Genomic DNA, 26,721 nt, shown 5'->3' on the forward strand with positions numbered 1-26,721 from the left:
GTGCCCACCACATCATTGGTGTCGGACGGATTGATGTTGGCAGTGCCGTCACCGCCAACCCACTCGCCAGCGATCAGATTCTGATGAATTGTCATGTCAGTCGCCCTTTCAAAATCAGATCAAGCCGCGCGATGCGAGATTGCGCATCAGATGCGACGAGCCGAACCGCCATGGGCTGCATTCGGTCGACAGACGCACCGTATTGGTCAGCGCGCCAAGCTGCGGGTTGGAGATCGTGACCACATCCCCGATCTTGTGCGTAAAGCCCTGCCCCGGCGTGTCACGGTCTTCGACCGGCGCAAACAATGTTCCCATGAACAGCACGAAACCATCCGGATACTGATGGTGCTTGCCGATGGTCTGCGCAACCAGATCCAGCGGATCACGGCTGATTTCCTTCATGGTGCTGCGGCCATTGAGAACATAGCCATCCGGTCCTTCGACCTTCAGCGCCAGTTCCGCCGAGCGCACATCTTCCATCGAATAGGTTTCGTCGAACAGGCGGATGAAAGGGCCAACCGAACAGGACGCATTGTTATCCTTGGCCTTGCCGAGCAGCAGGGCTGAACGGCCTTCAACGTCACGCAGGTTCACGTCATTGCCGAGCGTCGCGCCCTTGACCTGGCCCTGGCTGTTGACCGCCAGCACCACTTCCGGCTCGGGGTTGTTCCAGGTGGAAATCGGATGCAGGCCAACCTCGGCACCATGGCCGACCGCCGACATGGGCTGGCTCTTGGTGAAGACTTCCGCATCGGGGCCGATACCGACTTCGAGATACTGCGACCAGACGCCTTCTTCGATCAACGCCGCCTTGACGCGGGCCGCCTCTTCCGAGCCTGCCTTGAGGTTGCGCAGGCTGTCGCCAACGATTGCACCCACGCGCTCGCGGATTTTCAAAGCGAGATCGGGATTACCGGCAGCGCGTTCCTCGATCACGCGCTCGATCATGGAGCGGGCGAAGGTAACGCCGCAGGCCTTGATCGACTGCAGGTCGTTCGGCGCCAGAAGGTGCAGGGTGTTTTCATCGCCGGGTTTGCCTGCAAAAAGCGTTTCGAGCGAACCGATATCCTGTCCGGCGGTTGCGCGTACATGAGCCAGCGCATCGTCAAGTTCAAGCAGGTCGCGCATCGTCGGTGCAGCTTTGGTGGTAATGTCGATGACGCGCCCTTCGCGCAAAGTCACCAGAACCGGCCCCTTGGCCGTCGGGCACCATGCTCGCCCAACAAATGTTCCCGAGGCGAAAGTTTCATTGCTGCTCACGTTAAATGCTCCTCACTATCTGAGTTGGTTCAATGGGCGTCGAAGGCCATGGTCAGGATATTGCTTTCAGTCATTTCATTTCTATTGAGGATCCCTACCAATTGCCCTTTCGACAAAACGGCGACGCGGTCACACAGCGCAAGAATCTCAGGGATTTCTGAAGACGCCACGATCGCCGTCAAGCCATCGGTGACCTGCTGCATGATGATTTCATAAATTTCCGCCTTAGCGCCAACATCGACACCGTGTGTAGGCTCATCGAGCAGAAGCAAAAGTGGTTTGCTCATCAGGGCGCGGGCGAATATCACCTTTTGCTGATTACCACCCGACAACGTGGAAATTGGTTGACTATCGCTTTCCATCCGGATGCCAAGCATTTTGCGATAGCGCGCCAACCGTTCCGCATCCGCCTTTCTGTCTGAAACCGGACCCCGCGCATAAAGGCGCAGACTTGAAATAGCTGCATTATCGAGCACTGAATGCTGAGGCAAAATACCCGCAATTTTGCGCCCTTCAGGCACCAGCGCTATACCCTTTTTTACCGCCTGACTCGGATCGGATACGATGAGCGGCTTGCCAAACATGTCAATTTCACCACCCGCAAGCCGACGAGCTCCGTGAATGAGCTCGATAAGTTCTGTGCGGCCTGCCCCCACCAACCCAAAGAGGCCAAGCACCTCGCCTTCGCTCACTTCAAGATCGAGGGAGCGGATCAAGGTCCCATCGCTGACATTCTTCAGGGACAAGGCCGTGGTGTCATGGCTCACAGCATGATTACGGCGGGCGAAAAGCGCCGGCTTGCCCGTCATGTCGGCAATCAATTGTTCACGTGACGTGTCAGCCGGACGCCTTTCACTGACGATAGCGCCATTTCTAAGCACGACCATACGATCACATAGCGACAACGCCTCTTCAAGCCTATGGGTGATGAAGACGATCGCCGCACCTTGCGCGCGCGCTGCTTTTACGTAGTCACAAAAGCTTTCGACCTCGTGTGGGGTCAACGAAGACGTCGGTTCATCGAGGATGAGAAGTCGAGGATCACGCGCCGCAGCTTTCGCAATCTCGACCAGCTGCTGCTCGCCAGCGCGTAGACCGGAAGCCAAGCGCTTCGGATCAATGTGACCAGCACCGACCCTGGCGAGAATATGATGCGCCTTGTCCACCATTTCCGCAAAATCAACAAAACCGAACGCGTTTTTGGGCATGCGTCCAAGGTGGAGGTTCTCAGCAACGCTGAGAGCTCCCACCACCGAAAGCTCTTGATGAACAAAACTCACCCCTGCCTTGATGCCATCGGCGACATTGCGATATGTGATCGCGGTCCCATCGATCTCGATCGATCCCGCGTCAGCCGCGAGACCTCCAGAGAGGATATGCATGAGCGTCGACTTGCCAGCACCATTTTCGCCCAGCAAGCCGACGATCTCGCCGGCTCGAAGATCGAGGTCTACGGCATGAAGCACCTTATTGCCAGAAAAGCTCTTGGCAACGCCGCACACTCTCATAACCGTTTCTCGCGTGTCCGAAGGGCGCCGCGTGTCCGCTTTGTGTGAGGACAAGCTATTTGACATTGTCAGGCGTCAACAAATTGCCAGCGACGGGGATCACTTTGGAAGGCGGCTCATGACCCGAGACCAAGAAATTATAAAGATAAACACTGGCGTCGAGAGCTTGCTGATAAGGAGCCTGATCGAGAAGGCCAACCATTTCGCCTGTCTTGAGATATTGTATATTATCCGGCGTGTGATCAAATCCAACAACGCCAACCTTTCCTGTCAGGTTCAAATCCTTAACTGCCTTGGCGGCGCCAAACGGGCCCCCGGCCGTGACATATACCATCTTCAAGTCGGGATTTGCCGTGCTCATGTCCTGCAACAATGAATAGGCGGCCTCTGCCTTGTCCTTGTTCTCAAAGGGTCCCAGAATCTGAATTTCCGGGGCTTTTGCCTTGATATAATCAAGCGCGCCAGCCATACGCTGGTTGTGCTGCGTTGCCCCGAAGTAACCGGTGATGACACCAAGTTTGCCTTGACCATTCATCTTTTTGACGATGAATTCACCAATCTGCTCGCCAGCCGACTTCGCATTCTGCCCGATAAAAGCGAGACGCTTGGAAGGCGTCGCCCCTTCGGCAACAATAGTGAAAACCGGCACGCCAGCATCTGACGCCTCGTTGATGATCCGCGCCGTGCCGTCGAATATCGGCACCACGACAATACCGTCATACTGTTTGGCGAGCGCACCCTCGACACCCGAAACAACTGCCTCCGCCGACAGTTCGCTGCCCAAATCGATGAAATCCACTTTCGCGTTAAAGTTCGATAGATAGTCGTTCGCCGCCCCGGCTCCTTCGGTCACCGGCGTCCAGAAAGGATTGTTCTGGAACGAAAGAAATGCGATCCTGATTGGACCTTTGGTGTTTTCTACAGCCGCGACCGTTCCTCCTTTTGGTGGTTCTGCAGCATGAGAGGGTAAAGCCAAAAGAGCCGCGGTCAGCGCGGCCATGGTGAATGTTCGGATTCTGTCCCAATACATCTAAATTCCTCCTCCAATCGTTATTTATTCGTCTTCATTGCCACGTGTTAAACCATCGATACCAACGGCAAGGATAATAACCAGGCCCTTGGTGACAACCTGCCAGTAGGCGGCGACACCAAGGAGCACAAAAGCATTGTTAAGAAGCGCCATAAGCAGAGCTCCAATTACGACGCCAATGATAGAGCCGCGTCCGCCCGACAGCGCGGTTCCCCCCAGAATAACAGCCGCAATGACATCGAGTTCGTATCCAATCCCCAGATTTGGATCGGCGCTTGCTAGATTGCCTGACAAAATCAAACCGCCGAGCCCGGCGAGAAATCCACAAATGGTGAAAACAACCAAGCGCGTTGCCTTGATGTTGACGCCGGCAAGACGGGCGGCTTTGGGATTATCGCCAATGGCGTAAATCTCGCGTCCAATAACGGTATAGGTGACAAATACATGGACGACGATTGCGAGCACGATCATTAGCAAAAAGGACACAGGAATACCGAGCAAGCGGCCAGCACCAACAAATTCTGCCAAGCCGCCAATCGGCACGGGAATTCCACCCGTCAACAGCAAGGCCAAACCGCGTCCGATTGACAAGACACCCAATGTTGCAATGAAGGGATTAATCTTGAAACGGGTGTAAAGAGCGCCGTTTATAGCGCCGCAAGCCACACCGGTCAAAAGCCCCGCCGCCAGACCCACGCTCTCATAACCGGTATCGCGTATCGCAATTGCAGCAACGACCGCTGACAGACCAATGACCGAACCGACGGATAGATCGATGCCGCGCGCGATGATCACCAGCGCCTGACCGAGCGCGACTATGGCGACGACCGATGCCTGCCGCCCGACATTCAGCAAGTTTCGAGGCGACAAAAAATAGTCGCTCGCGATCGCCAGATAGATTGCGACAGCAATCAGCATGAGCAGAACCGACGCTTCACGATAGCGCGCAAGCTTCCTCACGAACTGCATGTTTTCTCCCCTTTGTTGATTGCGTCTTTGTTCAATGTCGCGAGATCAACGGGTGTACGCACTATTGGCTTCCGGTTCAGGCGCCGAGCGGTCGAGACTGGATCGCGCATCAAGCTCGCGGGCCTTGTTCACCCACAGAACCGAAACAAGCGTGATGAGACAGTAAAGTGCTGTAATCACAGCGACTGGCCAGACAGAACCATACCAGCCAACAAGCGCCGTCGCGACCAATGGGAGAGGGCCAACGAAGATGGCGCCGGTGACCTCGCGCGCGAAGGCGATCGCGCTATAGCGCACTTCTGTTGGGAATATGTCGCAATAAAACGCAGGTTGAACGCCAAACGACGACCTGGCACCGATAGCATGACCAATGATAATCAGTACAACCGCAGTCCAGGGCGTCCCGGCGCCAAGCAGTTGAAAATAAAACAGCGAATAGATAGCTGCTGCTGCCGATCCCATTGCCATGATCGGAACGCGTCCGAAACGATCAGACAGCGCACCGAAGACGACACACATGACGGCACCAAACGCACTTGAAAGCATCACGCCGGTTAGAATGATTTCTCGTGAAAACCCAAGTTTGGAAGTAGCATAAGCAAGAGTGAAAGTCTGGAAGACATATGAAAGGTTTGGAGCGAGGTTCGCGCCCATCGCCGCCAGCATTGTGCGCGGATGATTGCGAAGCACTTCCAGGGCCGGTAATTTTGCGTCGCGGCGTTCTTCTTTCACCTGAACAAATTCTGGTGATTCTGGAACCTTACGGCGTATATAAACCCCGAGAAACAGCACAAGCCCGCTCAGCAGGAATGGAATACGCCAGCCCCAGCTCATAAATGCGTCTTCAGGCAACAATGTAAAGAGCGCAAAGACACCCGCAGCCAGAATAGTCGCTACGTCCACTGCTGCGGCGGGAAGACTCGCAAAGAGACCTCGTCTGTCTGCGGCAATCTCACCTGCCATGACGACAGCGCCTGCATATTCGGCGCCAGCGCCCAATCCTTGTATAACACGAAGCAAAAGAAGAAAGATTGGAGCCCAAACGCCAATGGAATCATAGGTCGGCAGAAAGCCAATAAGCGTCGTACTGATACCCATCATCAAGAGCGTTAGCATCAGCACCGGTTTACGGCCGATGCGGTCGCCCATCCAACCAAAGACGATCCCGCCAAGCGGGCGCACCAGGAAACCCACGGTATAGGTCGCGAAAGAAGCAATGATGCCCGTCGTAGGGTCAAATTGCGGAAAGAAAAGGTGATTGAATATCAACGCGGCCGCCGTGGCATACAGTATGAAATCATACCATTCCACGACTGTTCCAATTGTGCTTGCGAAGATAGTGCTAGCAAGCGCTTTCGACTTGCTTCTTGAACTCGTTTCCACGAGCATTCCTCCCATGAATAAATAGTCGATAAAGTAGAAAGGCTTCCTCCCGAGAGCCTCTACCGACGCCGGAAAAACGGCGCTCTTTTCTCCTTGAAAGCTGCACGTCCCTCCTGCGCATCGGCCGTTGCAAAGCAGATCGTTTGCAGGTCACGCTCATACTCGATGGCTTTTTCAAGTGGCATCGAGACCGCAGCTTTGAGGTTGAGCTTCGCGGTTTCGGCAGCAATCGGTGCGCGCGATGCAATTACACCGGCAATTTCGCGCGCCCGCGTGAGCAGATCGGCCTGCGGCACGACTTCACTCACCAGCCCCCAGCGCTCTGCCTTCTCGGCTGAAATCGGGTCGCCTGTCATGATCATCAATGCTGCATTGGAGGCGCCGATGGAATGCGCCAGATGGGCGGCCATACCCCCACCACCAATCCAGCCAAGTTTGATCTCCGGCGCTGCGAACTGCGCATTTTCAGAAGCAATGCGGATATCGCACGACATCGCCGTTTCCAGCCCCCCACCAAAGGCATAACCATTGACGGCTGCAATTGTGGGCTTGAGAAGCGCACGGAATGCATCGCAGTAATCCGGTCGATTGCGAAACTGCCAAGGCGTCTCATAGGTGTCGAGTTCGCGAATATCCGAGCCCGCGCAGAATGCTCGTTCTCCAGCGCCCGTCAGAATAACGCAACGGATCGTGTCACTGTCGTTGCATTCGGTCACGGCTGCAACGATTGCATCAGCCATTTCCGGTGTAACGGCATTGAGTTTTTGCGGACGGTTCAATGTAATGATGGCAACTGCGCCGTCGATTTCGAATTTGATGTCTTCAGTCATGGAAAACTACCTTTCACCGCCATGCACGCGCGAAGCGGCGTAGAGAATTTGCAGCTCATTCAACACTGCAGATGCCGGGCGGCGTTCATCAAAAGCTGCGCCCAAAAGCGTCGAAGCCTTGCCCTGAAAGGCGATGTAGCCATCATGGCGCGGGCGCACATAAGCCTGCTCCAGCGTGTCCGCCGTACTGCGATAAAAATCGCCCCATCGCCGGTTCACCCGCTCATCGTGCCAGGCGTCGCGGCGCGATGGCTGGCCTTCATGATCGGGAATGAACCCGGATTGGGTTTCACGGCTCATGAGCCACAAAAGATGAGCTTTGAGCGCCGAGGTCATGTGTGCACGGCGAGAAACGCCAATGCCCGTGCCACCCAATGTCGAGCCCGGACGACCACCAGTGGCGACCCGTGGCGCATTGTGAAACGCGACAGACTTTCCACTTTGCGGCGCGGCATAATTCACATAACCATAGACCAGCGGGCACAATGCAACATCGTCATGCTCGGCCATGTGGCCCAATATACCGATGGGATTCTTTTGCCGAACAGACGTTGGGCTGTGCGCCGCAAGTTCTGCCATCAGATCAAAGACCTGCCGCCCGACCTCTTCTGAAACCAATATATCTGGGTCGTCTTCGGCAGGCGGCTCGCCAAATGCGGCAGCGATAGACAAAAATGACAGACATGCGTGTGGGCCTGCAAGCGAAAGCGCGACTTTACCGCTTTTTTGCGCGAGGCGAAGCACCTCGTCCCATGTAACAGGAACCGTGTCGACTAGGTCCGGGCGTAGCGCCATGACCTGTGTTGCGGCGTCGAGTGGCAAGGCCCAGTGCCTGCCCGCAAAGCGATAGCTCGTCAAGGACGGGCCGATGCTGGCTTCGCCAAGCTTGGCAACCGTTTCAGCGTCAAACACCTCCTCAAGTGAAAGCAGGCAGTCGCCGGACACGGCCTCGCCCACATGGGGATGATCGAGCACCACGAGATCGTATCGCGCGCAAAGATCGGCGATCGGGTGGGATTCAAAACCTTCAAGCGGCTGCTTGTCCCAATGGATCTCCAAACCCGCTTTGATGACATCCGGCAATTTTGATGCCGCAGCCAATGCATTGTAGCCACGCGGATGATCCCAGGTGAGGGCTTTGATCACCTGCATTTTAGATTTTCCCCGATACGATGACGCCCGATTGCTCAAGCGCTTCGATCTTGTCCGCCGCATATCCGGCTTCAGCGAGCACATCGCGTGTGTCCTGTCCAGTTACCGGCGCGCCACGGTCCACTGTCGAAGGCGTTTTGGAAAAGCGGATCGGGAAACCCGGCGTCTTCACATTGCCTTCGGTTGGATGCTCGTATTCGACAAACGTGCCATTATGCTTGATCTGCTGGTCATCTACGAGATCCGCATAACCATAGACAGGTCCACACCAGATATCAGCTGCGCGAAAAAGCTCCAGCCATTCAGCGGAGGTTTTCGTTTTGAGCTTGTCGCGTGTCTTGGCAAAGATTTCATCGCGGCGCTCCCAGGTGTCCACCTCATCACTCATGGTGAGAAAACTGTCTTCGCCGATCACTTCACCGAGTGTTTTCAGCTTCGGAAAAGCGACTATGATAAAGCCGTCAGAGGTTGCAAAAGCACCGTAAGGCGCCCGGATATAGACATGGGCATGTGGCTCTGCCGAACGGGTTTGCGGCTTGCCACCGACGGTGAAAACCGAAAGTTCCTGCATCTGAATGGTGGTGATCGCATCGAGCATATTGACCTGCACCAACTGCCCCTCACCCGTACGCTCGCGATGGAGAAGTGCTGCAAGCGCGCCTTCAAAAGCAGTATATGCGGTGATGGCATCCACCAGATATTGGCCGGCGGCGGTTGGCGGCTCGCCCTCACGGCCTGCCGAAAGCATAGCGCCCGACATACCTTGCAAAACGAGATCCTGTCCCGGACGATGGACATAAGGACCATCTTCGCCATAGCCAGAGATCGAAACATAGATCAGCTTTGGATTGATCTTGGAAAGCGACTCGTAATCGACGCCAAGACGCTGTGCGACGCCCGGACGATAGTTTTGCAAAAACACGTCGGCGGTTTTCACAAGGTCAAGAAGCACCTGTTTACCGTCTGGTGATTTGAGATCGACCGCAAGCGAACGCTTGTTACGGTTGAGCGACAGGAAAGAGACATTAACGCGATTGCCTTCGGCACCGCCCGCCGCCACGTGGCGCTGCCATTCGCCTGTCGTCGGCTCAACCTTCACCACATCGGCACCAAGATCGCCCAGCCGCTGCGCTGCAAATGGTCCCGCCATCGCAATTGAACAATCCAACACTCGATAGCCTGATAAAACACCCATGGCAGATCCACTCCCTGCTCAAATCCATTTGCGTCAGAACCTACCCAATATTTTTGCCTTGTCTAGAGTGAGCGCTAACATTTTTATATTCATATCCTCATGATTTATGAGATAGTGCCACAAGATGTTTTAGCGCTAACATTTTTCAATTGACGTAATGACGCATATGTGAATAAAGTTTTTACAAGTGAACGGGAGGTTCACGCTGGAGGAGAACACATGATCAGAATTCGCTCAGGCCTTGGTTCGAAGGCACTCACACTCACCATTTTGTCGGCATCTGCGCTGAGCGCGAGTGCGCAAAATCAGGACCGCGCGGCACTACTCGGCGCCCTGCCAACCGAAATTCAGGCACTTTATACCGATGTGGTTGAAGTTGGCCCTTCGGCGTATGGTGATTTCAAAGCGCCAGCCAAGCCATGGCGTTGGTGCCATTCGGAATCCTATATGGGCAATCCGTGGCGTGTGACCTTCAATGACGAACTAAAGCGCCTTGTGGATGGTGCTATCGCCGCAGGCGATGTGTCTGAATATGTTGTTTCAGACTCTAATGGTGATGCCACACAGCAGATTTCGCAAATTCGCGCCTTCATCGAGCAGGGCTGTAATGTCATCACGACGATTGCCGGTTCTTCCACCGCACTCAATGCAGTGATTGACGATGCCTATAAGGCTGGCATTCCGGTTATAACGTCCGCTGGTTCCGTAACGACCCCGAATGCGATCAATGTCATGCACAACCAGAACCTCTGGGGCTACCAGATGGGCAAAGGCATTGCGAAAGTGCTCAAAGATGGCGGCACCGTCCTTCAGGTTGAGGGCATTTCCGGTCATCCGCTTGTCCAGCAGGAAAATGCCGGACTTGAAAAAGCCGTTGAAGAATCCGGCAATCTCAAGATTGCCCGTAAAGTGAGCGGCGAATGGACCGGCACGACAACGAAATCCGCAGTGCTTCAGGCACTTGCCACCACACCGCAGCAGATTGATGCAGTCTGGTCCACAGGCAGCGAAGCACGCTTTATTGCGGAAGCCTTCCAGCAGGCAGGCCGTCCGCTTCCCTTGATTGCGGCTTCCATTTCAGGCGATGCACTTGGCTACTGGAATGCCAATCAGGACACATTCAAGTTTTACGGCGGTGAAGTATCACCGCATGTTGCAGCCCAGAACGCTTTCCGGGTCGCATTACGGGTTCTTGAAGGCCAGAAACCGCTCGTCAACACGATCATCGCTCCGATGCCGCTTGTGACGCAGGCCGACCTTCCAAATTGGTACAAGGACTGCATGAAGCCGGATTCCGCGGCCATCTTCCCAATACCGCCGCAGGATCCATTCCCGGAAGAACTGCTTAATGGCTACTTCTCGAACGGACGCGCCACCGCACTTTATGATTTCGCGAAAGTTCCAGCTTCCTGCTCCAAGTAAGGTTTGCAGGACGACGCGCTGAACAACGTCATTGCCAAGATCAATTGGTCCAGATCACTTGGCCCAAACCATTGGCAATGACCTTCGCTTATCGCATGCAGAAAGTCATCTCATTATGCCAGACTCTGAGCATCCCCCGCTGGGCACATCCAGCATACACAGGCTGCTTGCCGAAGCGGGACTGCCCAACATCACGCACGCTCCGGTCATGTCGCTACAGGTGGAGAACCTTGAAAAGCGTTATGGCGAAACAATTGCGCTCACAAACGCCAATGTGACTTTCAGCCACGGCGTTCATACGATCCTGGGGGAGAACGGATCGGGCAAGAGCACGATGCTGAAAATACTGTCTGGCGTGGTCGCACCCACGCATGGGCGCGTCATTCTCAACGACAAAGCCGTCTCGGCCAGATCGCCTGCAGATATGAAGGCATTGGGCCTTGCCACGGTTTTTCAGGAAGTTTTGATCGCTCCGCATCGTTCGGTGGTCGAGAATATCTTTCTCGGATTTGACGGGCTCATTACCCCTAAAGTCAGCAAATCAGTACGCGAAAAGGCAGCCCGCGCAGTTCTGTCAAAAATTGCACGCTTTCCGATCGACTTGCACGCAGCGGCTGGCAGCCTGTCACTAGCAGCACAGCAGCTCGTTGTGATTGCGCGCGCCTTCATCAGCCGTCCTTCGATCCTGCTTCTCGATGAAGCAACGGCAGCGCTCGACTATGCGGATCGTGATCTCGTCTTTGAAACAATCGAAAATTATGCTGCATCCGGGAATATTGTGATCTTCATTTCGCACCGGCTGGAAGAGGTGAAACGCCTTTCCGATGAGGTCACGGTGCTGCGCAGCGGCCATGTTGTCGATACGCTCGAAAGGCAGCAGATCAACAGCCAGATCCTTCTGGAACTCATGGCGCCGGAGGCTCATCTCCATGTTGAATGATCAAATCATTCTTACCTATGAAAATCTCGTGCTCGCGCCGGGGCGCAAAGCGCTGTCCGGCACAATCCGCGCCGGTGAGATAACTGGTCTTGCAGGTCTTGAAGGCCATGGCCAGGAGCAGTTTCTGCTGGCGCTTGCAGGCTTCAATCAACCTCGTCATTCAAAGGTCGAAATCGTCACCCGGTCCGGCGAGCAGAGTGCCTATAGCAATCATCGCAATGCAGCCAGATGCGGCGTAGTTTATTTGCCGCGTGACCGGCGCGCGACCGGCATTTTCCCGGTGCTTTCCGTACTCGATAATTTTGGTATGCCTTCCATGCCACGCTTTTCATGGGGTGGCATCCTCAACCGCCGCAAACAGAAGGAAGAGCTGCAGCGCTATACCGAATTTCTGTCGATCCGCTATCCGGCAATGGACGCGCCGATCACGGCACTCAGCGGCGGCAATCAGCAAAAAGTGCTGCTCGCGCGGCTTCTGGCGCTCAAACCGCGTGTAATGCTGCTCAATGATCCGACACGCGGCGTTGATCTCAACACACGCATGAAATTCTATGAAGCCTTCCGTAAACTCGCCCGTGAAGAAGGTATCGCGCTCGTCATCCTGTCGAGCGAAATCGAAGAAATCCTGCAAATCTGCGACAGCGTTTCAGTGTTCCGCGATTTTGAATGCTCAAAAACCATCAGCAAATCCGAAATGTCAATGTCGGGCGTCCTTGCAGCCATGTTCGGGCAGGATGAGGTGGAGCTATGATCTTAACCGACAACAAAAGCGGCTTGCGGCGCATCTTCTGCGGCAGTCAGGAAACACGGCTCGCCGCAATCCTGTTCATCATTCTGCTTGCCATTAATATTGTGCTTAATCCGGTACGCTTTGCACCGTCAAACTGGGGCTCGGTGTTGGGGCTTGCAGCGCCGCTGCTGCTGACTTCGCTCGCAATTACCATACCGTTTCTTGCCGGGCGCGGCTCGATTGACATTTCCGTTGGTCCGCTCGTGGGTTTGATCAATGTCATTCTCGTTCAGATACTGATCACAAAAGGCGGCATATCCTCGCCCTTCATCATTATCCCGGCAGCAATTGCACTCGGCATTCTAGCTGGCGCATTAAATGGCCTTCTGGCAGCAATCATCCGTATTCAGCCAATTGTTGCAACGCTTGGCACCTACTTGATCTTTGGCGGGCTGGCGCTAACCATCCTGCCTTCACCATCTGGTTCAGTGCCTGCATGGCTGTCATCTTTGGCGGGTCCGTGGTCCATTCTGCCAGTAGGCGCTGCGGTTCTGATATGGATCGGTATCAAACGCCTGCCTTTCTATGAGACGCTAATGGCAGTCGGCAGCGAGGATCGAGCCGCCTACACCGCTGGTGTCAATGTTCCTCTCGTCCGCTTCATCGCTTATGTGCTGGCCGGATTGTTCGCAGGACTGGCAGCATTGTCACTCACAGCGCTCATTGGCTCAGGTGACCCGATCATCGGTCCCGGCTATACGCTGATTGCTATTGCTGCTGTCGCCCTTGGCGGCGTCAGCCTCGCCGGTGGCGTTGGTGGCTTAACCGCAGCATTTCTGGGTGCAGCATGTATTTTTCTACTGCAAAGCATGTTGACGGCCTTCAACGTCTCGACCTTCGTGCTGCAGGCAGTCTATGGCGCAGTCCTTGTTCTGGCTGTCTGCCTCAACTCCGAAAAACTCAAACTCTATTTCCGACGCAAGGTGGCGCGGTCATGATTAAGGCACTGGCTACAAATCGCGCTCTGGTCGCCTTCATCGGGGTCGTGCTGGTGTTCCTCTTAGGAGCTGCCCTCATTCCAGGCTTTGCCAGCCTTTTCTCCATTCGCGCCATGCTGGTTCTGGCCGCACTACTTGCTATTGCAGCACTCGGTCAGACACTGGTGATGATCCTTGGTGGCATCGACCTTTCCATTCCGTTTATCATCGGCTTTGCCAATGTTGTCTTCGCCAGCCTCTATGGCGATGGAATGTCACCGCTTTTGGCCGGCGTTATCGTGCTGGCATCGGCAGGGCTGATCGGTGCATTTTCCGGTGCTTTATCGGCAGCGCTTTCCATCCACCCACTCATCGTCACGCTTGGTGTCGGAACGATGGTTCAAGCGGGCGTACAAATCTGGACACGCGGCTTGCCGACAGGTTCAGCGCCCGCTTTCATCAATGATTTCGTGTCACTGGGTGGCAGCATCGGGCCTTTGCCATTCCCTTGGCTGATCCCGTTTACAATTTTGCTCACCCTTGGCTCCGTCTTTGTGTTGCGCCGTACGATTTATGGCCGCAAGCTTTATGCGCTGGGTTCAAATATCAAAGCCGCCGAACTGGCACTGATCAGACCGGTTGCAATCTGGGCAATCACCTTTGGCCTCAGTGCCATGTTTGCTGCACTTGCTGGCATTCTTCTGCTCGGCTTCACCGGCTCATCAAGTGCGACAGTGGGCACGCCCTATCTTTTCCAAACAGTTTCTGCGGTTGTTATCGGCGGAACTGCACTGATCGGCGGGCGCGGCGGATTTGTCGGAACGGTGGCTGGCGCGATCATGCTGATGGAACTGCGCACCTTTCTCATCGGCATGGGCTTTTCGGATGCTATGGTCCAGTCGGCACTCGGCGTTCTCATCCTGCTTCTGGTCGCGGCCTATGGTCGTGATCGCCATATCCGCAACCTTATCTGAAGGAGAACCCGTTGGACGAGCGGCTTGCACGGACAATTGACGCCATCAAAGCATCCGGTGCCGATTGGGGCGTTTTCACCAGCCCCGATGGCATCGCCTACGCTTCGGGTCATATCGTTTCCATTGAAGCGGGACCGTCACCCTTTGCGGGTGGACCTACCATCGCACTGGTTGGCAAAAACGGCGAATGCGGACTTGTCGTGACCAATCTCGAAGCAGACACGCCAAGCTGGGCACAGACCGTTCTCACATATGAAGGTTTCTCATATAAAGCGCCGACAGACATTTTTACGAACTATCTCACTGCCGCGAAGGAGCTCTTCAACAAGTTTGGTGTCGGCAAAGCAATTGCGATAGAGCAGAACAGCTTCCCATTATCCTTGCTCCCACTTATCGACACGTGCCGTCGTGTGTCGATTGACGATGCTTTCAAGCGCCAGCGCATGGTGAAAACGGCAACTGAAATCGCGCTATTGCGTGAGGCAGCACTGACCGCTTCCGCCGGGCAACGCGCGTTTATTGAGCACAGCAAGGCTGGCCGCAGCGAGCTGGAAATATTTGCAGACATCAGGCTCGCCATGGAAAGCAGAGCCTCTGAACGCCTGCCGCTCACCGGCGATTTCATATCCGGCAAAACCCGCACATCAGCATTTATGGGATGGCCAACAAACCGTGTCGTCGCCACCGGCGACCCACTCATCTGCGATCTCGCACCGCGCGTCAAAGGCTATTGGGGCGACAGTTGCGCGTCCGCCATGCTGGGCCAAACAAGCGTCGGGTTTGAGAAGCAGTTCAAGGCCGCAAAATCAGCGCTTGATCTGGCCATCGAAATCATCCGTCCAGGTCTTGGCATTGGGGAACTGGATCAAAAACTACAGGTCCATATCACAGCGCATGGGTATTGCTATGCACATCATTCCGGACATTCCATCGGCACATCTGTCCATGAATGGCCCCGGCTCGTCAGTTATGAAACAGAGCGTTTCCGCAAAGACATGGTTGTGATGGTGGAACCCACCGCCTTTGATCCAGACACTGGCGGCGTTCGGCTCGAATTCATGCTGCATGTGACCGAAAACGGTTGCGAAGTGCTGACTGACTTCGAGCATCAGATGGCTATTTAGCCACTAGCCCTGATCTTGAGCTCGAAACCGACATCGACAATCGTGTTTGTCGATGTTTCACCACGCATGGCTTCAAGCAAAAGCTCACCCGCCTGCCGTCCGATTTCCGCGGAAGGTACTGCAACCGTCGTCAATGGCGGCAGCAGATGACGCGAAAGTTCAAAGTCGCCAAAGCCTGTAATCGCGAGGCGTTGTGGCACCTTGATACCAATGCGCTGCGTCTCCAGAAGCGCGCCGGAAGCAAGAATATCACTTGAAAACATGACGGCATCGGCTTCCGGATATTGAGCCAGCGCCCGTCGCAGTAGATCGACACCCGAAGCCATGGCAATCGGCATTTCAGTTGCCACCGTGATGCGTGGCTTTTCATCCGGGAAATGTTGCTCCATTGCCGCTTTGAATGCGGCACGGCGTTCAGCAGCACGGCTGTCGCCTTTCCGAACCACACCGGCAAACACAATATAGCGCCGACCCGTATTGATCAGATGACTGACCATCTCGGTGATCGCCGCCGTATTGGAAAATCCCACCAGCCGGTCAATCGGTTTATCGGTAAAATCCCAGCCCTCAACAACAGGAATTTCCGCACGTTTGAGCAATGCGACACTGCGCTTGCTATGGTGTGTGCCAATCAGAAAAACACCATCCGGACGCCGCCCGAGGAGGCTACGAACGATTTCTTCCTCGCGCTCCAGTCGGTAATCGGTATTGCCTAAAAATATCTGATAACCGGCCTGATGCAGAACGTCGGAAAAATGCTGGATCGTGTCAGCAAAAACAGACGCGGACAGCGTGGGTATGATCGCCGCAACTGTATTGCTTTTATGCGATGCAAGATGGCTTGCCGCGAGATTATGAACGTAATGCGTCTTCTCGATTGCATCCTGAATAAGCTTCCGCTTTTCAGGCATCACGGAATCCGGAAAACGCAACGCGCGCGAAACGGTCTGCATGGAAACCCCTGCAGCCGCGGCCACATCCGCCATGGTCACGCCAGAACCTTTGCGGCGCTGCTTTCGTGATGTTGGGGCTTCAACGCTCACCGATAGAACGGCCTGACACAGACGGGAGTGCCTATTTCGATGCGTTTGCCCGTATCGGTCAAATTTCCCGTCTCCTTGTTAATTGCGAAGATCGCAATACAATCTCCGTTCTGGTTAGCGACCAGAAGCCAGTTTCCATCCGGTGTCAGCATAAAATTACGCGGAGTTGCGCCACCCGTAAAGCTGTGACCGATCTCTACCAGGTTGCCATTCTCCTGATCCACACGAAATGTAGTGATCGAGTCATGACCGCGGTTGGAACAATAAAGAAAACGACCATCGGGCGAGACGTGAATATCAGCGCCATGCGACTCAACATTCGCTGGCACTGCCGGCAAGGTCTGAACAAGGCGCATCTCATCGCCGTCACGCTCAATGAGCGAGACTGTGGAATTCAGTTCGTTGGAGACATAGACAAACCGGCTATTAGGATGCTGTGCAATATGGCGAGGACCAGTACCAGATGCAGTTGCAACACTGCTCACCCGCTTGAACCTGCCATCACTATCAAGACGATAGGCAATGACTTCATCAAGGCCAAGGTCGGCAGACAGGAACATGCCGCCTTCCGGTGTTTCAACCACGCAATGCGTGTGGCTGCGTTCCTGCCGGTCGACAACTGGCCCAAGCTTACCCTCGTGACGAACGCTATGTGCAACCGGCCCGAGGCTGCCGTCAGGCAACACTGGCAATGAAACAAGCGACTGATCAGGCCCGCCCGATCCCATCGCATAATTGGCGACAAGCACAAACTTTCCGTCCACTGTCACGGTATTATGCGCAGTTATGCTGCCTTGGGCACTCTGCTTGTTGAGATAAACAAGTTCACCCTTTTCAGCATCAAAGCGATAGGCACTGACCGTCCCCTCGTGCCAGCTGAACACTTCGGAATTTGCATAGATCACCCCTGTATCCGGCGCGACGCTCAAGAATGTTGGATTGTCGAGGGAAGATGTCGCACATATATGCGATGCATCTCCTGTCGTCGTATCGAATGCGTAGATGGAAAGACCTTCGCCAAGCGCACCCTGAAAATAAGGGGCTTCGCGATTAAGCGACCCGACCGCCAGATAAAGCTTCCTCACGCATTCCTCCAATGCAAACGCTTTCCTTAATGCATCACCCATCCGCCATCGACATTCAAGGTCTGCCCGGTGATAAATCCTGCTTCATCAGAGGCAAGGAACATCAAAGCCGAAGCAATATCCCGCGATGATCCGCGACGCTTAACAGCCTGATGCTCAAGCACGAATTTCGTATAGCCTTCCGGGTCGGGGTGGATTTTCTCGGCATCTGTTGGAAATGCGCCCGGAGAGATTGCGTTGACGGTAATGCCATAAGCGCCGAACTCGCGTGCCCAGGCGCGCGCAAGCCCGATGAGCGCGCCCTTTGATTGCACATAAGGCGAAAGGAGTGCCCAGCCGCCGTAGGCAGTCACGCTGGCGATATTGATAATACGACCCCACCCCTTTTCACGCATATACGGAAGCGCCACCTGAACGCATACAATGCCCGCATCGACATTGATGTGCTGCACTTTCTGCATTTCCTCAAGTGTATAGTCTTCAAATGGCTTGGACGGATAAATCGCAGCATTGTTGATTACGACATCAAAGCCACCGGCCTCACGACTAATCGCCTCCAATGCTGGGCGGAGTGCGTGCAAATCCGACAAATCGAGCGCGTGGATCGAAAGTCCGCTAAGCCCTTCATCCTTTGCCCTGCCTTTAAGTTCCTCAATCTTTTTCGGATCATGATCGATAGCCACAACCCGTGCGCCAGCGCGCAGAAAATTGAGCGTGGTTTCAAGACCGAGGCCACCGGCAGCACCCGTGTAGAGAATGGTTTTGCCTGCAACGGAAAACGGCGACAGCGCAGTCATGAGCGGCCTCCAATTGCAATGTGATTGCCTGATGGCACCGGATATTCCTCAATTGGCTGTTTTGCGATTGCGGCAATGCGTGTTTCTGTTTCCGCGATGCTCGCTTCATCCCCCAGAATACGGAACGTACTATCGTAGCAGCGCTCTTCGCCATGTTCGAGCCAGATCAACTCGCCGCGGTCGCGCGCCGTGCCGTGTCCCAGAACGTGATTGGTTGCAGGCTCGATGCCGAACGCATATTGCCCAGCCTGCAGGTTCTGCCACTCATACATGCAGGGAAACTGATCTTTTCGCGTTATGACTTCAAAGCCGATACCCAGCTTGTCATTGACCAGCGCGACCGGCACTTCGCCATTGGCGTCAGCCTCCATTTCATGCTGCCAGACCTGCTCATGAAATTGCATTTGCGGCGCAGGCAGTGTGCGATAGCCGACATTCTGCTTCTTGTAATCGTCTCCCGCATGCGCCGCCCATACCACATCCCTGACAGGTGCGAGATAGCGCGAGCCGTCAGCCAAAACCGGATGTCCAACATTGATATGATAGCAATACATATGCGGCGTGCGATAAAAACCACGATTGGTAACGCGATCCGTGAGGTTGATATCGTTTGTGCCGGCCTTGATTTCTATACGACGCGTCAACTCCAGATGCTCGCCGAATACGGTTCCCTGCGTGACGACGCCTTCACACCAAAGATAGCATTCGTCGCCCTCCCAACGTTCGCCATATCCCGTCAGTTTGGCGGGAATAGTCCCAACACGGCCATGAATGGAGTGCTTGATCGTCTGGCGCGGCTTGTAATTATAATGGTCCGCCGCCTCCTCATGCATGAAGAGGATATGGTCAAGACCGCATGTCACCATCAGGCCGGAGAATGAACGCATCCAGCCAAGACCACCCTCGCCCTCATATTCATGCAGTCCCGGATGGCGGAAGCCGGACGGCGAGTGCCAGCCGATGGCCATGCCGCGATAATCGCAATCGGCTATATCGAGAGCACGGTCTATCAAAACAGTGAAACGCAAGCCGGCGCCTGAACGGAACTCCAGCATTCTTATGCCGCGTTCCAATCCGTCTTCAAGCACCATCAGGCGTACGCCTGCAAATTGCGCAAAAGAGCCACTGCTCGCGGCGATGTCGCGACGCGACCTCACCTCTCCGTAAAGCTTCACCATTCTGGCACCTTAAATGCTGTGGCGTTCAGCCATTTCCGTCAAAGGCGGCCAGTGTCCAAACCTGTTATTATAGCACCAGCCGCCCCACCCCGCCCAAGGTGGTGTTAAAGACCCTGCGCGCGCAGCTTTCCGTCGAGGAACTTCTTCGCGCGCGGCACATCGGCCTCATCGAGATGTTCGATGATCATCGGAACATTTGGATGCTTCTGCGCAAGGCGCTTAAGGTATAGGTCGTAGTTTAGCGAACCGAGACCCGGCGCTGGCAGTTCGATTTCGCCAACGCCACGGAAAGTATGGCTTTCAAGTGCATCGGCGTCGCCGATATCGGCATGTTTTTCAGTCTTGTCATCGCCGGAACGTTTGACATCCTTGGCATGACCGATCTTGATCTTGTCGCTCAATGTATCGAACACCTGGTTGAGAATTTCATCCATCCGGTCGATATTGTGCGTTTCAAAATAATTGGTTGGGTCCATCAGCAGGCCAAGGCCCGGATGATCGACCTGCGCAAACATTTTCACTGTTTCCTCGACCGAACCGACGACGTTGTTCACATAAGTTTCGAGCAGGAACATCGCGCCGTGATCGTAAGCAAACTGCGACAGATCAGCGATGACCTTGCGGCATTCTTCAAAACCTTCTTCGGTCTTGTTCTTCGGGTGATGAACCCAGTCAGATTCAGTGTTGTAAGTGCCGGTTTCTGAAATCACATAAGGCGTGCCGAGATACTGCGCATGGCGGATAATCTCTTTGAGATAGCCCACGCGACGCTCGCGCTCTGCCTTGTCCGGATGAATGATGTTCGTATAACCGGAAATGCAAGAAATCGGCAGATTGTGATCGCGAAATGTCTCGCGGATTTTAATGCACTTGTCCTTGGTGATCTGCCCGGCGCTCAGATCAATATCCTTGAAATGCATGTCCAGCTGGACCGTATTGAAGTCAAGCGCACGAATTTTTTTAGCTGTTTCCTCAAGCGAATAGGGGAAATAGCCACTGAAAATACCCACCTGCATCATGATCGAAACCCTCCCGTTAAGATACTCTGTTAATGCGCATCTTTCCCGAAAACCGCTTCGCGCTTTTCGGGATGTGCTCGTTTAATTGATTGATATCTCGGACAATTTGACAGTGCGGCCTTCATCGATCGACTTATAGCCAGCCTCAATGAGTGCGACCGTCTTCACATTATCCGCTACTGAAAGCGCTGGCGGTTCGCCAGACTGAATGGCGTATTGCAGCTGCTCCATCACACCGATAAAGGCGTGCGGGAACCACATGGTTTCCCATTTTGGCCTCACCCATTTGCCGTCTGTCGTCTTTTTGGAGGCATAAGTCAGCGTTGATGGCGAACCATCCGGCCAGCCAATCGTGCCCTGTGCCACACCATCCGTACCCTCGACCCGCCATTTGATGTAAATTTCGCTGTCAAAGCCCTCTTCGCGCGGCCCCGACCAGACGTCTTCCATTGAAACAGCCATCACACCGCTCGGGAACATCAGCGTTGAAACGGTGATACCGTCCTTGTGTTCAAACTGAGTGCGGGGGTCAGTGCGCGTCAGCGTGGTGATGGTGTCAGGTTCACCAAACAGGAAGCGCAGCACATCGAGATGATGCACGCTCATGTTAGCCAGCGTCAGGCGGTCATAATCTTCCAGAAACCCCTGCCAATGCGGGATGGCACGCATCTCGATTGTCGCCATGACAGGCGCGCCAAGCTCACCCTTATCGAGAATTTGCTTCAATACGCGCATCGACTGGTCGTAGCGCATGTTCTGATTGACCGAGAGGATTTTGCCAGCCTTCGCTGCTTCATCGCGAAGCGCAATGGCCTCTTCAAGCGTCAGAGCCAGTGGCTTTTGGGCGAGAATGCCCTTGATATGTGGCTGCGCAAGCGCTTTGCGAATGAGCGCAGGCTGCTGATCCGGCGGATAAGCAATATCGATGATTTCGATAGCTTCGTCGCCAATCAGCGCTTCTGGCGTGTCGTGCACTGTGGCGATACCCCAGCGCGCAGCGACCTCTTCAGCCTTTGCCTTGGTGCGTGAGGCGATTGCCGCGACCGTAAAGCCCGCTTCCTTATAGGCAGCAAGATGACACTCGCCCATGATCATGCCTGCGCCGATACAACCGATCTGGTAATCCCGAACCCGCACCTGCGGATCAGGAACAAAGCCCCGCGCTTCGCTCATTGCAACCTCCCATTTTATTTCTAAGCCCGGATATCATCGAAAGATCGACAAACGAGCCCGTCCTCATTCGAGGAAAATGCCAACCTCCATTGGCAGCCTGAGGATTAATGAAGATTCAGCGCAGCAGTGTCAACATCATATAAAATCATTTTACGTCATTTATCATCATAAGTGATCGGCTTTTGGATCATTCCTTTAAATTCGGAAGTTCGCATATGCAGATTAATGCTGTTTTTTGATGAGTGATAGTCGAGTCAGAGCCAATTTCATTGGGAAAACAGATGGAGGAACCGAACAAGCCTTGCATTTTGCATAAATCGAAATACATCATTTTTCATCATTTGGGTGAGGAGTGTGATTTTGCGTTCCACGGTGAGCGACATTGCCAGAACCGCGGGTGTCTCCAACGCCACGGTCGATCGCGTATTAAACAACCGCGAAGGCGTGAAAGAGCGCACGCGTGAAATCGTCCTCGAAGCCGCGCGCAATCTTGGCTATCTCCCCGGCAGCGCGCCGCTCAACGCAAATACCACGGACCGCATCAAGCTGGATTTCGTTCTGCCAGCTGGCACAAACACCTTTATCGCCAATCTGCGAGATGAAATTGCGAGACAAGCCTCTCTGCAATCTCAAATCGAGTTGAGAATCCATAGCGTTGAAGGCTTTAACCCTGATACGCTAGCACTTGCGCTGGAGGACCTTAAGGAACACGCGCAGGGCGTAGGGGTTATTGCGTTGGATCACCCGACCGTGCGGGAAGCGATGCGCTCGCTTGCTTTGTCTGGCGTACATATCGTCACCATTGCGTCCGATATCCTGCAGGTGCCACGCGTTGGCTATATCGGCATCGACAATCGCGCCGCAGGTCGCCTTGGCGGTTATATTCTCGGTCGTTTTCTTGGTCGATCCACTGAAGGCAAGATAGCGCTTTTTGCTGGCTCGCTTTCCTATCGCGGCCATGAAGAACGCGAGATGGGCTTTCGCCGTGTTATCGCGGAAGAGTTTCCGCATCTCCGTATCGTCGAGCTAAACGAGATCGAAGACAGCAGCGAGAAAGCCTTCACAGAGACCATAGCATTGCTTAAGCGCCATCCAGACCTTGCCGGCATATATAATCTCGGTGCTGGCAATCAGGGTATCGGTCAGGCGTTAATGGATTCGGGTAAATCCGATTCCATCATCTTTATCGGCCATGAGCTGACGCAAGGCACCAAACGGCTTCTTTTGAACGGCGCCATGGACGCCATCATTGACCAAAACCCGCGAGTGGAAGCGCGAGAGGCTTTGGCCATTTTGACGAGCAGCATCAGAGGTCAACCTTTTGATTCCCATCCGCCACGCATCCAAGTGATATTTAAGGAGAATATTCCAGAGCTTTAGAAGCTCTGTCTATTCCCGATAAAGACGCAAGGGATACCTGTTTCAAAAAACAATTCTAGTTCACTTTCAAGTCGATAGTTTTGAACACGATCCATCAAAGGTCTCACATACATCTAGCTTACCCGCGCGCAATACGCTGGGAGCTGGAACAAGGCGAACACATGGCACTTCAATCAATCTTGCAATGCGTTGATTGCCAGTCAAGAATCAAGGTTCTGCTATTGGCAGGAAGTGCAGTTCAATGCGAATGATTGATAAAAGGGGCGTATGTCTAAGCCGATGGATTGCAGAAGTACTACCGAGCAGCATTCAGCCTAGCGATGGCCATCTCTCAAGAAAGGTGGATAGATGTACCAGTACAAAAGCCGTTGTGGACCTTGTGCAAATGACATCTGCATCGACATCGCTGGTCGCCTAACTCGCCTGTGATACCGGTCTACGGCCATTAAGATGGGCACTCCCAACGTCAACGACGGCCCCGGAAAAAAAAGTCTTGAACAATGGAACACATGCCGCACCCATAGCACCAACTTGGCTTCCAAATAACGAAGCACGCACAGGTGCAATGGGAAGACCTCGCGATGGTCCATCGATGGGACTCGCAAGTGCGATCTCGACCAGACGGGCATTCAGGCTACCCGGTAGTCGCCCTCCGATTACGATACACGCCGGATCGAAGAATGCTGTTGCGACACGCACCGCCTGACGGAGTTGAACACCGGCACGGCCAATCCAACCATCCACGACAGAAGGCTCTGTTGCAAAAATCCTGTTGATGTCCGAAAGAACGCTCCACCTTTTCAGCGAGATTATTGATGAACGATTTCAAGTGGCGCCATTTGCAGGGTGAAGTGATTTTTTGGGCGGTGCGTTGGTACTGCCGCTATGGCGTCAGCTACCGTGATCTTGAACAGATGATGGGTGAGAGTGGCGTTCCCGTCGATCATTCCACGATTTATCGTTGGGTTCAGAGATATGCGCCGGAGATTGAAAAGCAGTTGCGTTGGCACTGGCGTCGACCGCAGTCAACGAGTTGGCGCGTTGATGAAACCTATGTGAAAGTCCGCGGACAATGGACGTATCTTTACCGGGCCGTCGACAAATTCGGCAACACGATCGATTTCTATCTGTCACCGACCCGCAATGCCAAAGCAGCCAAACGCTTTCTCGGTAAAGCCTTGAATGGCCTGAAGGACTGGGAAAAGCCAACCGTCGTCAATACCGACAAGTCATCGACTTATGGCATCGCTATTGCGCAATTGAAAGCCGAAAACAGATGTCCCATGGAACTCGTGCACCGACAGGTCAAGTATCTGAACAACATTGTTGAGGCCGATCACGGCAAGCTGAAGCAACTGATCAAACCGGTAAGAGGGTTCAAAACGCTGAAAACAGCCTATGCGACGATCAAAGGTTTCGAAGTCATGCGCGCTCTGCGCAAAAGGACAGGCTGCGATTTTCAACCTGACGGGCGACATTCGTGGAGAAGCAAGCATTGTTGAGCGTGCTTTCGGCATCGGACCAAGCGCGCTGACGGAGGCGGTAGCACTGCTCGCTCAGAGTCTCGAAAATCGCAAGGCTGCCAGATAATCGACGTCCCAACCAACGGTCATTATGGCCAAAATCGAAATTTGCAACAGAGCCCGTCGGATATTGTTGATGACATTCTCACGCCGGGCAGCGTCCGAAATGGCCCGGCGCGTTCAGCGTATCTGCAAGCAGGTTATTGGCGACAATTCAGCGGTCATGACTGATGCGCTTGCATGGGCAGGCACATTTCATGGCATTGGCGCGCGGCTCTTACGTATTTATGCCCAGCAGATCGGGCTTGGCGCCGACTTTACTATTCACGACCGGGAAGACAGCGCGACCTCATGAACCTCGTTCGCCATGAACTGGGTTTCTCAAAGATGGAAAGTCACTTTCCAACCAAGAGTACATGTGTTGCGATCTATTCGCGCGTGGTCAATTCCGAAACTTCAATCGGCGAAGTTCTGAAGAACGCATATCCCTATGTACTCGGCTGGGAAGAGCAACTCAAACAGCTCTTTGCTACCTATGTTGAGGCCAAGCAGCACCAGAACGTGCTCGATTACGATGATCTTTTGCTCTATTGGGCACAGATGATGTCAGATCCAGAGCTTGCTGACGAAGTTGGCAATCGCTTCGATCATATTCTGGTCGATGAGTATCAGGACACGAACCGTCTTCAGGCATCAATCCTGATGGCACTGAAACCGAGTGGTCGTGGTCTGACAGTCGTCGGTGACGATGCACAATCCATCTATTCCTTCCGCGCAGCTACCATTCGCAATATTCTCGATTTTCCGCAAGAGTTCTCGCCGAGACCTGCTGATATCATCACGCTTGACCGTAATTATCGCTCCACCCAGCCGATCCTTGCTGCCGCTAATGGCGTGATTGATCTTGCCCGCGAGCGATTTACCAAGAACCTTTGGACCGATCGTTAATCCGAACAGCGGCCAATGCTCGTGACGGTGCGAGACGAGAGCGATCAGGCGAACTATATCGTCGAGCAGGTCCTGGCAAATCGAGAAGTAGGCGTTACGCTTAAGCAGCAGGCGGTACTATTTCGCACGTCAAGCCACAGTGGCCCGCTTGACGTGGAGCTGACCCGCAGCAATATCCCCTTCGTGAAATTCGGTGGCCTGAAATTCCTCGACAGTGCGCATGTGAAAGACCTGCTTGCTACCTTGAGGTTTGCTCAGAACCCACGTGACCGTGTTGCGGGCTTCCGCCTTTTGCAGATGCTACCTGGTGTTGGTCCCCAGACGGCTGGCAAGATTCTCGACCCAATTGCCACGAACCCCGAACCGCTCCAATCGCTCGCCGAAATTCCACCACCGCCCCGGATTGGCGACGACTGGCCGGCCTTTATCGATCTGCTTTCAAGTCTTCGAAAAGTCGAAGGCGGATGGCCGGGAGAAATCGGTCTGGCACGCAACTGGTATGAACCGCATCTCGAACGTATTCACGAAGATGCCGATACGCGAAAAGCAGATCTGGTTCAACTTGAGCAGATTGCCAGCGGCTATCCAAGCCGCGAGCGGTTCCTCACCGAACTGACGCTTGATCCTCCTGATGCAACGAGCGATCAGGCAGGTGTGCCACTTCTTGACGAGGATTATCTGATCCTCTCCACCATCCATTCCGCCAAAGGGCAGGAATGGTGTTCCGTTTACATGCTCAACGTTGTCGATGGTTGCATGCCATCAGATCTAGGAGCGGGCACGACGGCCGAGCTGGAAGAAGAGCGTCGTCTACTTTATGTCGGCATGACGCGAGCCCGTGACAAACTCACGCTTATCACGCCACAGCGGTTTTTTACCTATGGTCAAAATGTGAAGGGTGACCGACACGTTTATGCTTCGCGCACGCGGTTCATACCCAGCTCATTGCTTCATTTGTTTGAGAAGACGAGTTGGCCGAAAGTTTCCGCCTCTGCGAGCGAACGCAGCGCACGTGATGTCCGCATAGATGTCGGCGCACGGATGCGAAGCATGTGGAAGTAAAGTTAGGTTACTGTCAGGT

21 protein-coding genes and 2 pseudogenes are annotated in these 26,721 nt (G+C 54.2%); 9 read left to right on the top strand and 14 right to left on the bottom strand.

Going from position 1 to position 26,721, the window contains the following annotated elements; translation table 11 throughout:
- Window positions 1-114: 114 nt before the first annotated feature.
- Genes FHW00_RS19605 through FHW00_RS19640 form a run of 8 tightly spaced genes read right to left on the bottom strand, consistent with a single transcriptional unit; the run spans window position 115 to window position 9,327 of the window.
- Window positions 115-1,260, bottom strand: coding sequence for a fumarylacetoacetate hydrolase family protein (locus tag FHW00_RS19605; protein ID WP_078340221.1), 1,146 nt, complete (start codon window positions 1,258-1,260; stop codon window positions 115-117).
- Window positions 1,261-1,289: 29 nt separating this feature from the next.
- Window positions 1,290-2,768 carry a sugar ABC transporter ATP-binding protein gene (locus FHW00_RS19610; protein ID WP_445557978.1) on the bottom strand — a complete coding sequence of 493 codons (1,479 nt, stop codon included), beginning with the start codon at window positions 2,766-2,768 and terminating at the stop codon, window positions 1,290-1,292.
- 55 nt (window positions 2,769-2,823) lie between these two features.
- Window positions 2,824-3,768 (bottom strand): sugar ABC transporter substrate-binding protein, encoded by a 945-nt coding sequence (locus FHW00_RS19615; protein WP_445557979.1) that lies wholly within the window; start codon window positions 3,766-3,768, stop codon window positions 2,824-2,826.
- Between the two features lie 54 nt (window positions 3,769-3,822).
- The gene (locus tag FHW00_RS19620; protein ID WP_078340223.1) at window positions 3,823-4,767 is read right to left on the bottom strand and encodes an ABC transporter permease; all 945 of its coding nucleotides are present in this window, start codon (window positions 4,765-4,767) and stop codon (window positions 3,823-3,825) included.
- A 45-nt stretch (window positions 4,768-4,812) separates the two neighbouring features.
- Window positions 4,813-6,150 carry an MFS transporter gene (locus tag FHW00_RS19625; protein ID WP_176168361.1) on the bottom strand — a complete coding sequence of 446 codons (1,338 nt, stop codon included), beginning with the start codon at window positions 6,148-6,150 and terminating at the stop codon, window positions 4,813-4,815.
- 59 nt (window positions 6,151-6,209) lie between these two features.
- Complete coding sequence (locus FHW00_RS19630; protein ID WP_078340225.1) at window positions 6,210-6,980, bottom strand: enoyl-CoA hydratase/isomerase family protein; 771 nt, start codon at window positions 6,978-6,980, stop codon at window positions 6,210-6,212.
- Between the two features lie 6 nt (window positions 6,981-6,986).
- Window positions 6,987-8,132 (bottom strand): ABC transporter substrate-binding protein, encoded by a 1,146-nt coding sequence (locus FHW00_RS19635; protein ID WP_078340226.1) that lies wholly within the window; start codon window positions 8,130-8,132, stop codon window positions 6,987-6,989.
- A gap of 1 nt (window position 8,133) precedes the next feature.
- The gene (locus tag FHW00_RS19640; RefSeq protein ID WP_078340227.1) at window positions 8,134-9,327 is read right to left on the bottom strand and encodes a CaiB/BaiF CoA transferase family protein; all 1,194 of its coding nucleotides are present in this window, start codon (window positions 9,325-9,327) and stop codon (window positions 8,134-8,136) included.
- Between the two features lie 219 nt (window positions 9,328-9,546).
- On the opposite strand from FHW00_RS19640, the gene FHW00_RS19645 reads away from it, so the two are divergent.
- The 6 genes from FHW00_RS19645 (at window position 9,547) to FHW00_RS19670 (ending at window position 15,494) form a co-directional block, all read left to right on the top strand.
- Window positions 9,547-10,749: a substrate-binding domain-containing protein gene (locus FHW00_RS19645; protein ID WP_078340228.1), complete on the top strand. Its 1,203-nt coding sequence runs from the start codon at window positions 9,547-9,549 to the stop codon at window positions 10,747-10,749.
- A 115-nt stretch (window positions 10,750-10,864) separates the two neighbouring features.
- On the top strand, window positions 10,865-11,689 hold the full coding sequence (locus tag FHW00_RS19650; RefSeq protein WP_078340296.1) for an ATP-binding cassette domain-containing protein: 825 nt from the start codon (window positions 10,865-10,867) through the stop codon (window positions 11,687-11,689).
- A complete protein-coding gene (locus tag FHW00_RS19655) occupies window positions 11,679-12,440 on the top strand; it encodes an ATP-binding cassette domain-containing protein (protein ID WP_078340229.1) in 762 nt (253 codons plus the stop codon). The genes FHW00_RS19650 and FHW00_RS19655 overlap by 11 nt, the downstream gene beginning before the upstream one ends.
- Complete coding sequence (locus FHW00_RS19660; RefSeq protein ID WP_078340230.1) at window positions 12,437-13,417, top strand: ABC transporter permease; 981 nt, start codon at window positions 12,437-12,439, stop codon at window positions 13,415-13,417. The genes FHW00_RS19655 and FHW00_RS19660 overlap by 4 nt, the downstream gene beginning before the upstream one ends.
- Complete coding sequence (locus FHW00_RS19665; protein ID WP_078340231.1) at window positions 13,414-14,370, top strand: ABC transporter permease; 957 nt, start codon at window positions 13,414-13,416, stop codon at window positions 14,368-14,370. The genes FHW00_RS19660 and FHW00_RS19665 overlap by 4 nt, the downstream gene beginning before the upstream one ends.
- A gap of 11 nt (window positions 14,371-14,381) precedes the next feature.
- Window positions 14,382-15,494 carry a M24 family metallopeptidase gene (locus FHW00_RS19670; RefSeq protein ID WP_078340232.1) on the top strand — a complete coding sequence of 371 codons (1,113 nt, stop codon included), beginning with the start codon at window positions 14,382-14,384 and terminating at the stop codon, window positions 15,492-15,494.
- Here FHW00_RS19670 and FHW00_RS19675 read toward each other — a convergent pair.
- The 6 genes from FHW00_RS19675 to FHW00_RS19700 all read right to left on the bottom strand — a co-directional run bounded on the left by FHW00_RS19675 (window position 15,491) and on the right by FHW00_RS19700 (window position 21,789).
- Window positions 15,491-16,537: a LacI family DNA-binding transcriptional regulator gene (locus FHW00_RS19675; RefSeq protein WP_078340233.1), complete on the bottom strand. Its 1,047-nt coding sequence runs from the start codon at window positions 16,535-16,537 to the stop codon at window positions 15,491-15,493. The genes FHW00_RS19670 and FHW00_RS19675 overlap by 4 nt on opposite strands.
- A complete protein-coding gene (locus FHW00_RS19680; protein WP_078340234.1) occupies window positions 16,534-17,622 on the bottom strand; it encodes a lactonase family protein in 1,089 nt (362 codons plus the stop codon). The genes FHW00_RS19675 and FHW00_RS19680 overlap by 4 nt, the downstream gene beginning before the upstream one ends.
- Window positions 17,623-17,648: 26 nt before the next feature.
- A complete protein-coding gene (locus FHW00_RS19685) occupies window positions 17,649-18,419 on the bottom strand; it encodes an SDR family NAD(P)-dependent oxidoreductase (protein WP_078340235.1) in 771 nt (256 codons plus the stop codon).
- The gene (locus tag FHW00_RS19690; protein WP_078340236.1) at window positions 18,416-19,597 is read right to left on the bottom strand and encodes an aldose 1-epimerase family protein; all 1,182 of its coding nucleotides are present in this window, start codon (window positions 19,595-19,597) and stop codon (window positions 18,416-18,418) included. Before FHW00_RS19690 ends, FHW00_RS19685 begins: the two co-directional genes overlap by 4 nt.
- Window positions 19,598-19,701: 104 nt before the next feature.
- Entirely contained in the window at window positions 19,702-20,616 is a 915-nt protein-coding gene (locus FHW00_RS19695; RefSeq protein ID WP_078340237.1) for a sugar phosphate isomerase/epimerase family protein, read from the bottom strand.
- 81 nt (window positions 20,617-20,697) lie between these two features.
- Window positions 20,698-21,789, bottom strand: a complete 1,092-nt coding sequence (locus FHW00_RS19700; RefSeq protein WP_078340238.1) for a Gfo/Idh/MocA family protein — start codon at window positions 21,787-21,789, stop codon at window positions 20,698-20,700.
- A 360-nt stretch (window positions 21,790-22,149) separates the two neighbouring features.
- Here FHW00_RS19700 and FHW00_RS19705 point away from each other — a divergent pair, with 360 nt between their 5' ends.
- The 3 genes and pseudogenes from FHW00_RS19705 to FHW00_RS19715 form a co-directional block, all read left to right on the top strand.
- Complete coding sequence (locus FHW00_RS19705; protein ID WP_078340297.1) at window positions 22,150-23,169, top strand: LacI family DNA-binding transcriptional regulator; 1,020 nt, start codon at window positions 22,150-22,152, stop codon at window positions 23,167-23,169.
- A gap of 815 nt (window positions 23,170-23,984) precedes the next feature.
- A pseudogene (locus tag FHW00_RS19710) lies at window positions 23,985-24,759 on the top strand (IS6 family transposase).
- A gap of 54 nt (window positions 24,760-24,813) precedes the next feature.
- Window positions 24,814-26,702: pseudogene (locus FHW00_RS19715) on the top strand (ATP-dependent helicase); the annotation flags it as partial.
- Window positions 26,703-26,721 lie beyond the last annotated feature (19 nt).

This window comes from Ochrobactrum sp. P6BSIII (assembly GCF_014138065.1).
GTDB lineage: Bacteria > Pseudomonadota > Alphaproteobacteria > Rhizobiales > Rhizobiaceae > Brucella.